The organism is Prevotella sp. 10(H) (genome assembly GCF_000711235.1).
Lineage (GTDB): Bacteria > Bacteroidota > Bacteroidia > Bacteroidales > Dysgonomonadaceae > Dysgonomonas.
The window spans coordinates 688,865-704,088 of the sequence record NZ_JOMI01000001.1 but is presented as its reverse complement, the minus strand read 5'-3'; the positions used below and the strand labels follow the sequence as shown (position 1 = coordinate 704,088).

12 protein-coding genes are annotated in these 15,224 nt (G+C 35.4%); 5 read left to right on the top strand and 7 right to left on the bottom strand.

The genetic code is table 11. From position 1 onward, the window contains the following. Window positions 1-244: 244 nt before the first annotated feature. Both K348_RS0102955 and rarD read left to right on the top strand, forming a co-directional pair. Complete coding sequence (locus tag K348_RS0102955; RefSeq protein ID WP_081852503.1) at window positions 245-3,064, top strand: triple tyrosine motif-containing protein; 2,820 nt, start codon at window positions 245-247, stop codon at window positions 3,062-3,064. Between the two features lie 68 nt (window positions 3,065-3,132). Further along, window positions 3,133-4,038, top strand: coding sequence for an EamA family transporter RarD (gene rarD / locus K348_RS0102950; protein ID WP_051697557.1), 906 nt, complete (start codon window positions 3,133-3,135; stop codon window positions 4,036-4,038). Between the two features lie 57 nt (window positions 4,039-4,095). Here the strand turns inward: rarD and K348_RS0102945 are convergent, their stop codons facing one another. Continuing rightward, window positions 4,096-4,536 carry a WG repeat-containing protein gene (locus K348_RS0102945; protein ID WP_051697555.1) on the bottom strand — a complete coding sequence of 147 codons (441 nt, stop codon included), beginning with the start codon at window positions 4,534-4,536 and terminating at the stop codon, window positions 4,096-4,098. Between the two features lie 462 nt (window positions 4,537-4,998). Between K348_RS0102945 and K348_RS18715 the strand changes: the two genes are divergently transcribed. Continuing rightward, complete coding sequence (locus K348_RS18715) at window positions 4,999-5,649, top strand: Ig-like domain-containing protein (protein WP_051697554.1); 651 nt, start codon at window positions 4,999-5,001, stop codon at window positions 5,647-5,649. On the opposite strand, the gene K348_RS0102930 is transcribed toward K348_RS18715, so the two are convergent. Continuing rightward, window positions 5,646-6,458, bottom strand: a complete 813-nt coding sequence (locus K348_RS0102930) for a hypothetical protein (protein WP_029902747.1) — start codon at window positions 6,456-6,458, stop codon at window positions 5,646-5,648. The two genes, K348_RS18715 and K348_RS0102930, sit on opposite strands and share 4 nt — an antisense overlap. A gap of 155 nt (window positions 6,459-6,613) precedes the next feature. On the opposite strand from K348_RS0102930, the gene K348_RS18710 reads away from it, so the two are divergent. Beyond that, complete coding sequence (locus tag K348_RS18710) at window positions 6,614-7,264, top strand: Ig-like domain-containing protein (protein ID WP_051697552.1); 651 nt, start codon at window positions 6,614-6,616, stop codon at window positions 7,262-7,264. A gap of 9 nt (window positions 7,265-7,273) precedes the next feature. Here K348_RS18710 and K348_RS0102920 read toward each other — a convergent pair whose 3' ends face one another. From K348_RS0102920 to K348_RS0102900, 5 genes are all read right to left on the bottom strand, one after another. Continuing rightward, complete coding sequence (locus K348_RS0102920; protein WP_051697550.1) at window positions 7,274-10,138, bottom strand: hypothetical protein; 2,865 nt, start codon at window positions 10,136-10,138, stop codon at window positions 7,274-7,276. A gap of 40 nt (window positions 10,139-10,178) precedes the next feature. After that, window positions 10,179-11,144: a hypothetical protein gene (locus tag K348_RS0102915; protein WP_029902739.1), complete on the bottom strand. Its 966-nt coding sequence runs from the start codon at window positions 11,142-11,144 to the stop codon at window positions 10,179-10,181. Continuing rightward, window positions 11,141-13,006, bottom strand: coding sequence for a hypothetical protein (locus tag K348_RS0102910; RefSeq protein ID WP_029902737.1), 1,866 nt, complete (start codon window positions 13,004-13,006; stop codon window positions 11,141-11,143). Before K348_RS0102910 ends, K348_RS0102915 begins: the two co-directional genes overlap by 4 nt. A 249-nt stretch (window positions 13,007-13,255) precedes the next feature. Further along, entirely contained in the window at window positions 13,256-13,702 is a 447-nt protein-coding gene (locus K348_RS0102905) for a hypothetical protein (protein ID WP_029902736.1), read from the bottom strand. A gap of 48 nt (window positions 13,703-13,750) precedes the next feature. Continuing rightward, window positions 13,751-14,260 (bottom strand): hypothetical protein, encoded by a 510-nt coding sequence (locus K348_RS0102900; protein WP_029902735.1) that lies wholly within the window; start codon window positions 14,258-14,260, stop codon window positions 13,751-13,753. A 280-nt stretch (window positions 14,261-14,540) separates the two neighbouring features. On the opposite strand from K348_RS0102900, the gene K348_RS0102895 reads away from it, so the two are divergent. Beyond that, entirely contained in the window at window positions 14,541-14,996 is a 456-nt protein-coding gene (locus K348_RS0102895; RefSeq protein ID WP_029902734.1) for a hypothetical protein, read from the top strand. Window positions 14,997-15,224 lie beyond the last annotated feature (228 nt).

Sequence of the window (15,224 nt, the reverse complement as noted above, 5' to 3'; positions counted from 1 at the left end):
TAGATTTTTTTAATTTATCTTAAAGGTTTTATGTAATTTGTAATGCAAATATAGGCCTACTTGTTTAGAATTTTAAAATATTTTAATACTTCAAAAACTCAAACATTAACTATTTTTAATACTACAACACTACTACATTAAAATTACTATTATTTGATAATCAATATATTACTAAAATAGTTATTTGCAGATAACATTTTTTAAGATGAAGTTCGTATATTTGATTATTACAATGTGTGCGGTTATGAGAAACATCATTATTCTAATATTGTTCTTTTTCTCTCTATTAGGGCATTCTTCTCCTGTTTGGCAACGCCGGATAGTTAATTACGAACGGAATCAATATAAGGCAGGGTTTCAAAACTGGATGATTGACCAATCTGAAAAAGGTTGGATATACTGCGCCAATTCTAACGGACTACTGGAATTCGATGCAGTTCATTGGACTCTATATGCTGTAAAAAATAGGGTATTGAGGTCTCTTAAGATAGTAGGTAATCGTATATATGTAGGAGGAAGTTCGGAATTTGGCTATTTTGAGCCTGATAATACCGGATTACTAATCTATAAATCATTATCGGAAAAAACGAAACACATAGGCGAAGTATGGAATATTGTGGTAGATAAAGATTTGGTATATTATGTAAGTGACAAAGATATACACGTATATGATCAAAATATAGTGGAAACTATCAGAATAGATAAAAAGATAGACTGCTCAGAGTTGATAGGTAATCGGATTTACATAGGCACACCGGCAGGGGTTTTTTATCTGGACAGTGATAAGTCACCCGTGTTCGTAGAATCCTGTTCCCAATTATTAACCCAAAAACTTGTAAGCATACTTCCCTATGAGAACAAAATACTTGTTACAACTGCCCGCATGGGGATGTACTTGCTCGACGATAATGGTATTCAGAAAGTACAATCTATAGCGGATGATTTTATCAAGGAAACACAACTTTTCAGTGTTTCCATTTTAGACAGCAAAATAGCGCTGGGTTCGGTACAACATGGTGTCTTTCTCTTTGATATGAAAGATCCGGCTTATAAAGAAATATATAATCTGGATAACGGACTTAAAAACAATACAGTACTCAGATCGTTCTTCGATAAAGACCAAAATTTATGGCTGGGATTAGACAAAGGACTTAGCCTGCTGGATATGAATTCACCCATACGTCCTCTGTTTGCAACCGTATCGCCTATAGGGGTGGGTTATTGCTCACAGGTATTTAACGATGATCTGTATCTGGGAACTAATCAGGGATTGTATACAATCGGTAAGGACGGAAAATATAGGTTGATTAAAGGTTCTGAAGGGCAGATATGGTCGATGATGTCTTATGATAATTCATTGTTTTGTTCCGGTGATAATGGTATAATGGTAATTTCCAAGGACAGAAATTATAAAATAGATATGGTAAATGCATGGGAAACCCACCCGGTGATAGTAGATGAAGATAAAATGATAGCCGGAACTTATTTTGGTCTCAATATTTTGAAAAAAAAGGGGAACAGATGGTACTATTCGCATAGAATAGAAAATTTTACAAATTCGGGTAGGGGATTTATACAGGATGATGTGGATCCGTATAGTTTTTGGATTGCCAATAGCGCACAAAATGTACAGAAAATAAAATTTGATAACAGGTTTGAGAAAATCATAAACCAGAAGACTTATCTTTTGGGTGATTCTAAAGTAGAAGGGAATGTGTTTTTCCGAAGAGTTGATAAAAACCTTATTATATGCGGGCAAGACGGTATTTATCAATATAGTTATATAACAGATAGTTTTTCTCATTATACGGAACTTGAATCTATGCTTGAAGGAGCACAGTTCTATGAATATCTGTATGTTGATAAGATGAATAATATATGGTACGTGCATGATAAAAAGCTTAAGTACAAACCGTGCACACCTGAAGGTTATACACTTCCTGCATATGATTGGGGATTGTCAGATGAATTAATTATCAATCATGAGAATGTTCAGCTTCTCGACTCCGAAACTGCAATCGTTTCCATAGATAATGGATTTGTTAAAATAGATATTTCTAAAGCGAATCGAGAAGAGAAACCTTTGAATGTATTCATAAAGAAATTTGTCAGCAACCGTAATGATAGTGTCATCAGCTATGGAAAGCCAGCTGAACGGATTACATTGCCATATTCTCAGAACTCGTTAAGCATACATTTTGCTGCAACAGATTACTCAGGGGCAGAGTTACTATATTCTTACCGATTAAAAGAATTAGACGAAGAGTGGAGCATCCCGTCTCCAATAACGATGAAAGAATATACCAACCTGCATGAAGGCATATATACTTTTGAAGTAAAAGCGATCAAGGGAAAAAATGAAATATCCCAAATAACCGGAATTGAATTCCGGATTTTGCCTCCTTGGTACAGATCTGCTTTTGCTTACATTTTCTATTTATTGATTATTGTTGCCCTGTTTTTTTTATTGTACAAGAAAACCATAAGCAAGCAAAAAAAGATAATCCGTGAAAAGGGAGAAGAGCTTATTTATCAAAGCAAAAGGCATGCGGAAGAGAATAAGATTAAGGATCAGGAAATATATGAACTTCAAAATGAAAATCTGAAAACAGAATTGCATTATAAAACTCAGGAACTTAACGGTTATATACTGAACATTATCAGGAAAAATGAAATGCTGGAAGATGTAAAGAAGAATGCCGTGAGCATATCTAAAGCAATTGATGAAGAAAAGGATATAACCACCATTAGACAAAAAGTAGTGCGCCTGATTAGTCAGATAAACAGCAATATAGAAAAAGACAGTGATTTTGAAGTATTCCAGTCTAATTTTGATATTATACATCAGGACTTTTTTAAACTTCTGGATGAGAAATTCCCGGGACTGACCCGTAATGATAAAATTCTCTGTGCTTATCTGAATATGAACCTGTCTACGAAAGAAATAGCTCCTCTGCTGAATATATCTATCCGGGGCGTGGAGGTTAACCGATACCGCTTACGAAAAAAAATGAATCTGGACAGAGATGTCAATCTTTCAGATTTTCTTCGGGATATGAAATGAAAACATAAACTATTAATAATCTTTTGAACGGAATTCCTACCTTTACGCATTCAAATTACACCTGAACAATGGCGTCAAACCGCGAAAAGTTAAGTTATAATCAGGGTATTATTTATGCGTTGGGCTGTTATATACTCTGGGGACTTTTTCCTATCTTTTGGAAACTGATAACAGGCGTGCCTGCTGTCAATGTGCTTGCTCATCGTATAGTATGGTCTTTTGTAATACTCTTTATCTGGGTGTTTTTCACCAATCGGCAAACATTTATGAGTTACGTAAAGCAACCCAAACTTTTGTTGAGGTTAGGGTTGGCCGGATTTGTTGTCAGTGCCAATTGGGGGATATATATTTATGCTGTAGCAAGTAACCATATTGTTGAGGCAGGTCTGGGGTATTATATCAATCCGTTGATAAACGTATTTCTAGGCTATATATTTTTAAAAGAACGATTGGCAATTATGCAGAAGATAGCCGTTTTACTGGCTCTAATTGGTGTGGTATATCTTACAATTAGTTACGGCAAATTCCCATGGATATCGTTGCTTCTTGCCACTACCTTCGGACTGTATGGATTGTTAAAGAAGAAAGCGAATCTTGAATCCATGCCTGCACTTACAGTAGAGACAATGGTAGTTTTTCCGTTTGCTTTAGCATTTTTAATTTACAGTGCCGATGCTGGTCCGGCAATACCTTTCTTCCCTTCATCTGCCCTGACAAGTTCATTGCTAATTCTTAGTGGTCTTATTACGGCCATTCCTCTTTTCTGGTTCGGAAAGTCTGCACAGGTTATTCCGCTGTCCACAATGGGTTTTATTCAGTATTTATGCCCAACACTACAATTGCTTCTGGGAATATTTGTTTATAACGAAACATTCGGAATGGAGTATCTTATCTGTTTTGCTTTTGTGTGGTTAGGATTAGCATTTTATACTATTAGCATTCTTAAAGGTAAGAAAGTTACGCTGGCTAAATAAGGAACTTTCATTTGTCAGTTATAGAGAATATCGAAATTAATAAGATATATAAAACTGTCATACTACCTTATTTCCATCCACATCTATGAAGAAAGTTTCGCCATCTAGTTTTACTTTTGCTTTACCGTCTTTATTAAAATATTTGGCATCATCGTATATTAGCGGGATAACTTGTTTTCCTGTCTGATCTATAAAACCACATTTGCCCTCTATACATACTGCTGCCAGTCCCGTTTTGGTAAACGACCATGCGGGATAATATATACAAGGAATAACTTCATTTCCTGTTTTATCTACATAGCCCCACCATCCATTTAATTTAACCAATGCTAATCCTACAGAAAAAGCATGGGTATATTCATATATAAATGGTATAACCTCTTCGCCTGTTTTGGCGTCAATAAATCCCCATTTGCCGTTATTCTCTGCTGGCACTAATTTTCGTGTCTCGGTTGCTGAAATACTCGATGATTTCCTTTTATTTTCTTGTTTAGGCATTTTATTCACGAATGTTTTATGTTTCTTATAGTTTGGTATAGTTATCCGTATGCAAAAATAGCAAATATTTAGTTTTGCTTCTATCTTTTTTGAGAGTCGCTTTTTGGCTTTTTTGGAAAATAGAGGATTTGTTTCTTGTTATGGATATAAACCACCTCTCGAAATTCTTTAGATGACACGAGAATGAATCCTTGGCAATTTCTGTTATATTGCTTCAATAAGCAATGCATTTAGGCAAGACTGTAAAACCATATGACGAAACATAACTTCTTACACCTTCAAACTCAGAATTTGCTATTCCTATCATGAATTGTTAAAAAGTAACAAATGTAACAGCTTTTACTATATTTTCCATTGTAATTCTTTTAAATAGCCTGAATAATCTGTTAAGAATATTCAGGCTAAATACATCAATCAATTAAAAAAAACTCTACATTTGTAAAAAATAAACATCAAACTATTATGAACAAACTATTACTTTTATTATCACTTGTATTTTCCCTTACTTTATTCACTGCATGTGGGAGTGATGATGAAAAAGAATATGTTATAATAACTTCACTAAAAATAAATCAACCAGATAAAGACCTATATATTGGTGATACATATCAGCTAATTATCACCCATGAGCCAAGCAATGTAAAACTGCCTGAACTGGTATGGAAATCCTCCGATACAAAAATAGCCACTGTTTCCAATACTGGTAAACTAACTGCCATAGCTGATGGGGTAGTGACTATTACTGCATCTTATGGGGATTTGACTAATTCCATTACTTTAGTTATTTCTAAAATACAAGATTATACAAGTGTTGTAATAAAAAATAGCTATAAAAAAGACCTATCTTATATTGTTATTGGTTATTTTGATGGTTCAGTATATAGAAAAATAGCAGAATGCGAAAAAATTAAGCAAAATGAAAACTCAAAAGAGTTTATAGTAAATGATAACATCAAAGAAATTGTCATATTTTATTTTGATATAAGTGAAGTCATAAAAGTAAATAATTCTTTCACCCTAAAATCAAAATATAAGAATATAATTACAATCCCATCTGATGCAAAAGGTACAGTTGTTGATGACAAAGACCCAACACAATACCCTGTTAATTAACTAATTCTAACAATACCATCTTTCATATATAACCAGTTGCTTTCACCTGAAATTGGATTTTTATCTGGCAACTTCATTTTTATCTCCATCTTTTTTGTATTATCATTATAGCTAATATATAGATGTTCATCTCCTGAACTACCATAATCTCTGACTTTTATACTGGATGCATCAATCGAGTAAGCCACATTATTAGTTATGTTATGAACTGTTACGCTTCCTCCTGTTATTAGAGTTGAATATAGTTTCTCTTTATTTGCAGAATAAGTATAACATTCGAAAAGTGGTTGTATAATACCATTCTCATACTCAGTAAAAGACATTGAGAGTATTTTTTCATTACTTTTATTATACATTTCTAAGCATCTAGTTTCAGGATTAACAATAATTCTATTTCCGTTCTTATTACTTTGAAATTTACCAATAACAGATAAACCATCAATTATATCGTAAAGAAAATTCCCATCAGCAAAAGAAAAAGAACCATCATCCTTAAACTGGTTTTTCCCTTTCCCAAAAACAGCAGCCCCACTCTCTCCGTCTATACGAGAAATAATTTCACCTTTTGAATTATTTATCTCAAAATTTGCATTCCTTATACTCAACTGCTCATCCTTACTCACATTCCAATCCAAGCTACTGCTTTCATCCCCAATCCTAAAAGCATTATTTGCCAAGTCCATAAAGCTTTTTCCGTCAGCCGATACCACCCTGTCCGTTGTTATCCTTCCCGGCAATATTTCTGTAGATCCGGATAAAGGCACAGAACTCCTTTCCTCCTCAAACTCAGAATTTGCTATTCCTATCATGAATTGTTAAAAAGTAACAAACGTAACATCTTTTACTATATTTTCCATTGTAATTCTTTTAAATAGCCTGAATAATCTGTTAAGAATATTCAGGCTAAAAACATCAATCAATAAAAAAAAACTCTACATTTGTAAAAAATAAACATCAAACATTTATGAACAAACTATTATTTTTATTATCACTTGTATTTTCCTTTACTTTATTCACTGCCTGTGGGAGTGATGATGAAAAAGAACATGTTATACTAACGTCTCTAAAAATAAACCAACCGGATAAAGACCTCTATATTGGCGATAAATATCAACTAACCACAATTCATGAACCAAGTAATATAAAACTGCCTGAGTTGATATGGAAATCGTCCGATACAAAAGTAGCCACTGTTTCCAATACAGGTGAATTAACTGCCATAGCTGATGGAATGGTGACTATTTCTGCATCTTATGGAGATTTAATTAGTTCTATCAACATTGCTATATTAAAAAAACAGGATTATACTAGCTTTGTTTTTGTACAAAGTGCAGATGTAGTATTACCTAATTGTGTTGCAGCATATAAAAAAGATAATAAATATTATAAGCTCGGTGAATTAGGAAATTTATCAAAAGGAATGTCCTCTGCCGAAATCCCTATAGAGGATAAATCTATAACAGAGATATACTTCTTTACAGATTATAATGGTTGTGTTCGAACTGATTTCGCTTTTGTTCTAATAAAAGATACAAAGAATATTTTTGCACTAGAATCTTCATTAACTGGTATTCGTATAACTGATAAATCAGACCCAACACAATATCCTCAATAAAGCTAAGAGTTATTTAATTCTTAACTCATTTCCATTTCTCCACAATTGTCCTGGTTCCAATAATTGGCCATCAGTTGGTAAGTTTTTCATTATAACTTTCAGGGGATCATTTATGGTCGATACAGAGAATGAAGATTCTCCTCTCAAAAAAATATCGCCTGGCATAAGCATCGACGATAATCTTCTTTCATCTCTAACGTAGTATGTTAGCCATAAAAGTTCCGTATGCAATAATGTTTCCCTTCGAATTCTATCACCCTCATATTCACTTAGTTGTAAATAAGGGAATAATCTTTCACCTACTATGTTGAAAGACATCTTAGCGAGTTCCTTATCATCACCATTTTTCATTATAAATGCTCTTTCTTCTGGGTCTATAACAAATCGACGTCCTTCTTTATTGCTTTCAATCTTTCCCGTAATCTCCAGCCCATTAATCAAATCATACAAGAAATTATTATTTGCAAAAGAAAAGGAGCCATCAGCATTAAATATATTCTGTCCTTTGCCAAACATCGCAGCTCCACTTAGTCCATCTATCTTAGCTATGCTTTCATTTTTAGCATCCTTTATCTCAAAATTCGAGTTTCTAATACTCAACTGCTCATCTTCACTCACATTCCAATCCAAGCTACTATTCTCATCCCCAATCCTAAAAGCATTATTTGCCAAGTCCATAAAGCTTTCTCCGTCAGCCGATACTACTCTGTCTGTTGTTATCCTTCCCGGTAATATTTCTGTAAATCCGGATAAAGGCACATAACTTCTTACTCCTTCAAACTCCGAATTTAAGATGCCAACAAGGAAGTAATAATCCGGTAGGTCTTCTTTATCCATGGCTATAGCAGTGGTGCTTATCTGATAAATACCTTCCGATCCGTTTTTGCGGCATTTAGCATACAGATAATATTTTGCATCGGCATCAGTAATAACGTCCGATTCCCATCCCGAAGCTGGCATCTGCCATGTCTTATATTCGTTTTTCTTTCCATTTTCGGAAGTAATGTCTTTGATTCCCAAAGTCAGATGCTGCAGATATGTATTCTTGTTTTCCGTTATCAGTTTTTTGTTTTCCTGATCATATACGAATTGAGAATCCTTAACTGGTTTATTTTGATTATCCACAAAGCGGAACTGCAGGCTTTCATCGCCTACCAGCATCATCATGGTTTGCACGGTGATAGGATTAACTCCCTCCGAGAAATTAAGAAGTGATTCTTTCAGCATCTCCATTGTTTCTTTAGCATCGCGGAAACGGCGCTTCGAAAACTCTATCGCTTCCTGCTTACCCCTTTCTATCTCCTGCTCTTTAGCCGGAATTTCCTTGATAATGCTACCCAGCGATTTACCCGACACATTGTTAGATATCGTGATTTGTGGCGAAAGAGATGACGACAACAAGGTTTTTACAGCTGTTATACGTATATCTACAGGCTCGGAAAGGAATTGCGGGTCACTGAACTTCACAAAGTTGCCGCAGCCCAACATACCGCCGCTTACTCCCCATTCACGTTTGGCATAGATGCCATCGAGCTGCCAGTCGTAAGTATATTTCGGCAGCGAGTTTTCGTAAAGGTATTTAATCGCCTCATTGCGGGCACGTCTTTCGGCATCTTCCACATATTCCACCGGCAATTTTATATGGAATACAGCATATACATCACCTTCTTTCGGACATAGGTAACTATCGGGAACAGTCTGGCCGTTTTCTTCCTTCGGTATCAGCTGGAAGCGTTTTTTTACATTCGGTTCATCATGCATATATACTACTTCAAACTCTCTGCCGGCAAGCATTCCCGTCTGGAAAATAACCGTCATCTTCTCCTCAGGCAACGCCTGTTTCGAAAAGTTGAGTGAGTCTGGTATCTTACTGTCCCAGAAATACCAGAAGTCGTTGGTTGTACCTTTTTCTGCCTTCTCCACTTTACTTTCCCACATAGGATACACCTTCGATACATCGAGGCTGTCTTCCAGCAAAGGGCCTTTTCGGTCGGTGCGCTCCACATAGCAGCCTGTGCTATCGGTGTGGTATTCTACCGCCTTTTCAGAGTCAAATTTATCCGCATTGGCGGCATCATCGTCAAAGTATGTACCATCAAAGCGCACCGTGTTGTCTATAGGCATATGTAGGGTTTCGCTCCCATATTCGTCCCAGCGGATATTACGGTCGCCACCCTGTATCCACACGCGGTTTATTACCTTCGACGTGTCGAACTGCCGACGTTGTATACCTCCCAATATCCCTCTCTGGTAACCATATGAGAGGCTGATAGCCGATTCCTTCATTTTCTCCACTTTTGCAAAGCGTATCTCGCGCCCTTCTATCTCCCATTCGGTATTGAAGGCTTCGGCAATACGTGACAGTACATCAAAGCAGTAGTCGTGGTTGAAGTCGAGAGTTACTCGTTCGCTTTTTATACAGGTGTTCTCATTGGCTTTCCAGCCTGTTTCGTTGCCGCTAAGGTTGAGGTTGTCGGCCATCAACTTAGCAAATTCGTAAGGCGTACCTGTAAATGAGAATTTCAGGCGCGGCGCAGTATCCATCTTTGTGGCAATTCCGTTCTCATATTTTGCTACAAACATTTTGAATTTTATAGTCTTCAGTTGCGCCTGCTCTGATTCCAATGTCAGGGTATAATCATAGTGTTGGCTATGGTTCTTTTTAAAATTTTCGGGACTATAGAGTGTATATTTATGAACTCCCTTATACATAAAATAAGTGCCAACAGGCAAGTCTATAAAATCGGCAAGCGAGAAATTGAGAATAACATTGTCGTCACTCATTATCTCTCTGTAGTGGTAGCTGTTGTCGTCTACGTTTACTAGCAGTTCCTCAAATTTATTGTCTTTGGGAATATATAGTGTTATTTCCATTCTTTTGAAGTTTACGAATTATCAATTAGGGTTTACTTTTTTAAATTAAAATCAGATACCTACCGTCTTCGGTCATCATTGGTCTGCCGTCTTCGGCAGCCAATACACGTACAGGGCGGTTTGGTTTTACAATTGTCAGTACGAGGTCGAATTTTACTTTTATCCGTTTACTGAATGGCTCTAACTTTTCGAAATTCTGCATTGCCGAATAGTAACATTCAAAATCTTCGTATTGTGTGGATAGCAGTATCGGTTCAGGTTTCGTCAGGTTATTGAATAGAGCTTCATAATTATAATAGAATGTTTCACGCGAATCGGCTATCATAGTGCACTTTATAACTATTTGCTTATTTTTCAATGTCTGTCGTATCTCTCTAGCATCTTCGGGGTAAAGTATATCCGCTCCGCTTTGCTTTTCGAAAGTCTTTACTAACGGCTCTTTTGCCCCCGACAGATTTAAGGCTGTATTGTAACACTGGTTCACAATAATACCGAATTTAGAAAGGTCATAATCATTTATCTCCACATACGATAACGAAGGCCGGGATATATTTGGAATAAGATTCTGCGGCTTAGAGAATAAGTGTAACGGGTTATCCATCGTGAAGTTTACACTTATTTCCCCACTTTTCCTTCCATTTACAAGAAGGCCACTGTTTTGGGTATACGATGGACAAGAGATATAACGTAAAGCAAATTCTTTTCCAAATTCGCGGATATAGAATTTTCTTGGTTTGGGTTTACTTATCAACCGATGAAAATAGTCGAGGTTATATTCAAACTCAGCCACTGTGTCTGCCGATATATAGAAATTAAGAGTCACATTTTTGGATTTAAAAAACACTTCACTGAGGTCTACATCTACCCCATCTTCTTCATACCAATCATTTTGCGTCGGTTCTATCCGTTCCGGAAAGGGGAGGAGGTCATAGTCTCCCCCTTTTAGGATAAACATGCCAAAATCAGCTATGTCTTTCCCGTCTATTATACAACTTTCTTTACTCATGATTTCAGTTTCACTCCTTTCGTTTGTATTTCTTCAAGACTATTTTTTACATTTTCCAGATAGCGGCAATACTCAGTATTATCGGCGATGCGATTGAGTTGCGATTGCATTGTCCGATGCACCAGTAGCGACTGTTCTGTATTATCATGAATAGCACTCGTGTAGCGCAACATGTTTTCGAAACTGCCATTGAGCTGATTTGCAGAATCCTGTGTTATGGAAGCGAGACCTTTCCCTGTAGTAGGTTGGGGAATATCGGTAGAGAAAATATCAAGTCCGGAACTATCTTTTATCTGTTTTTTTGCATCAAAAAGCCCTTTATTAAATTTATCAACTCCAGATTGATAATTCTTGTAAAACCAGACAATGTCTTCACTTATGTCGCCATCATTATCGACTGTTTTCTTCATCCTATCTTCCAGTTCCTTTAGTTGCGATCCAAAAACAGCAGAGAACATAGTTTGGGCAATCCAATTCTCTAAAATATCTGATATGGATTTACCGAACACTTCTGCTTCACTTGTTCCTGCTTTAAAAGCATCTACAAGTGCTGTTTGCAAACTGGTTCCGATGTTTCCTGCCACGCTCTGAAGAACTTCGTTGACCTGTGCCATTGCGGCATCAGCTGCTTCTTGGGCTGCTAAAATATTTTCAATGGTTTTTTTTGCATCATCTCTTAGCTTACCACTATTAAGCAGGGCATTTGCCATATCTTTGTTTATCCGCCCTGTAGTCTTATCGATTAAATCTTCTTCTGTACCTAAAACTTTCTTATAGCCAGTAAGAACGCTTTCTGTAATTTCTACAGTCTTATAATTGAAAAGCCCCATAAACTTTTTCTTTTTTTTGCCAACGACAATATGGGTATTGCCAAGCTTTTCCATTAAGGACTGTTCTTTTTGTATAGCTGCATTATAGCCATCCATTCCTTTTGTTAAACGATTAGATAAATCTGTACTAAAAAGACTGTCACTTATACTTTTCCCATTCTTTATTGCGCCAATACGTATTATATCATATTTTTCAGCAATTTCTACGAGTTCACGTTTAAAAGCATCTATTTCTTTGTTAAGATTACTATTAAGCGTAAATATTTTCTTTCCTACATCCCAAGCTTTCATTCCGATTTTTACGTAACCAGAGATTGGTGATATCAAACTGGTGATCGGGGATACAAGATCTTTTGCTTTATTTAATTGATTTTCTCCCCATTTTGCAGCTTTTCCAAATATGCCTGTAGGCTCTTTATTCGCCTTTTCAACAGCATCTTCGTATTTTTTTGTTGCTTTATTATCAATCTCTATCAACTGTGTGCGCTGCTCGGTTGCTTTTACCTTATGTTTTTCTTCAAATTTTTCTAACTCACTATACTCCTTTGCGAGAAATTGTTTGATTTCATCAAATTCATCTTTTGCTTTCTTTAGCTTGACTTCTTTTTTGTTCTTACCTTGTTTAGAGCCGGAACTATCTAATTTTCCTTCATATATTAATGTCTTATAATCAAGAAATGAAGGGTTTGAGACATTTTCTTTATTTGGATTCGACAATGAATCATCTTTCGCTAATTTAGATTTAACAGGTTCACTAAGCTGTTTCTTTAAAGTCGAAAGCTTTTTTAATGCTTCTTCATTCTTATTTTTATCAAACAATAATATTGATTTGGAATCTTGTATCGTCTTCTCAAGTGAGTTGATAACGTTTAACAAGATTTCTGCCCTGTCTTTTTTTAATGAAGAGCTATTTAATTCGGATAATAGCTTATCCATATTCTTAAATAAATATTCTATTTGTTTTATAGCTTTTTCATACGTTTTTTCTTCATCCTTATTACTGATTTTTATTACAGGAATTTTATCTGCCATACTATATTCGTTTTATTCTGTTTCCTAATACTTGTTTTAATCCATTAGACGATTCTACTACAGGAGCAGGTCGTCGTCCTCTTACATAGCGTGGGGCATCTGCCATTTCCAAAAGGAAATTGATAAAAGGTTCTTTCCAAAGAATATACTTGAGGGTATATCCTCGTTTTTCTTTTAATTGCCCTATAAAACCAAAGGGGCTATGAAGGCCATCTGTATAGCCTGTTAACTCCCCATTTCTTATTGACCCTAAATCTTCGGATTCATCAGCATCTTCACCTGATGATTGAAGTATCTGGTAATATTTGTAAAATCCGTTAGATTATTTACTTGAGCAATATGATAGAAAATACTTAGCAAAACATTGAGGGGAATTTTCCATAATAAAATCCGGGTGAGAATTTTTGATAGATATTTTATCCTAATCCGATGGTTCAATATAGCCGTAGCAATTAACATAACTATTGGATTCAGTCTATTGAATGCTTCGTCTGCTGTCTCTATTTTATCTAGCTTATTCTCATCAATTATCCTACTAATTTCTATTAGTGTGCCTGCCTTTAATGGATGTATTTCTATTCTATTGAGCCGCAGTAATTGCCAAAACAGAGGTGCGTCTGATATTACATACCTCACACCCCTGTCTAACAATAAATTTGCGGCAGCTAATCTAACATTGTCTGTATTGGTCATCATTTACCTTTGTTAAAATGTTCTACATACAATCAGGTGCTGCCTGACAAATTATTTAATTATGATATCATAATTGAAATCTTTCTGAGCCATTGATTTGAAACTGAATGGATGTTTCAGTATTCCATCAGTTCCTGCATTCAGATTCAATAATACATATCCCTTGGTGTTAGGGAGAATGATGCTTGAACCATCTTTTAGCTCAAATTTTATCGCTTTTTCCAGAGGCGTTTTTGTCGCATTACGCTTAAACATAGTTTCTTCTCCTGTTCCTGAAACTACACCTCCAAAAAGCTCGGCCATTTTATCATAATCTGCTTTGATAAATGAACCCGTAACAGTCAGGCCGCCTCCAATAATGTCATAATCTTCAGGAGCATCGTTTTCATGAGAGAAAACCTCTTTAGCTTCAGGCTCTGCCTCCACAATAGATACTTCGTCATCGCGAAGAGTCAATGGTTGTTCTTCCCAAACAACGGATGTTAATTCTGCTTCAGACTTAATAGGGTCTGCAAATGAAATACTTTGAACACGCGCTTTTAAAATTGTTCTTTCTGCCATAATTCTTTTAATTAAAATGAATCTTGTTAATAAATAATTATCTATAATACGCCGAAAATGATCTGCTTGTAATATAATATACGTTCATTTTCTGCTTATTCGATGTATAGATAAACTCATTTCATTTTCATGACAGTTTTTAAATAAAAATCAAAGTTTTAACTGTTTTATATTTTTAATTCTCTTATATTCAGTGTGATATAAAATAATTGTTTTTTGCTGTTATATTCTCAATCTTCATTTATCTATAGGATAGATTTATTAATTAAAATATATAAAAATGAAAACAGTGTATACAGATGTAATGAAACGGTTACAATCAGAAGTTCCGGCTCTGAACGGGATTGAACTTAATGTAGGGCAATTAAAGCGGATTGAAAAAGGAGAGGCTTTGCCTATAACATATCCATGTGCTCTAGTCGGAATTTCTATACCCGAATGTGCTGATATTACGGAAAAAATACAGGAATGCAAAGCTGTGATAAGTGCGACTCTAGTCTTTGATCCGTTTGTAATAGGAGAGACATCTTCTAATGCCCCAGAAACAAATAGAGAAAATGCATTAATTCCTTATGATATAATATCTGATGTTTACAAGACTTTACAAGGCTTTGAAACAAAGAATTTTAATGCTCTATCCAGAATAGCACAAGGTGTGGAAGAGCATGAAAAGCTGTTTGTGTATAAGATAGATTTTAATTGTGAATTTGAGGATATTACAGCGGAAAGTATATAGGTTGCATAAGTATTTGAATAATAGTTGTTCATGCGCTTTTTTTTTGGAGCAGAGAAAGGTACAGCTACGGATATATAATTGTAGGACAGAATACTATTAAGGGAAAAATACTGTATCGAAAGAATGATACGAACTCTGGAATGATATGTAGAAAAATAGTTTCCTAGCAAGCGAAAGCAAAAGCCTATAAATTTCAAATCTTATAATTTATAGGCTTTTAAATTATTA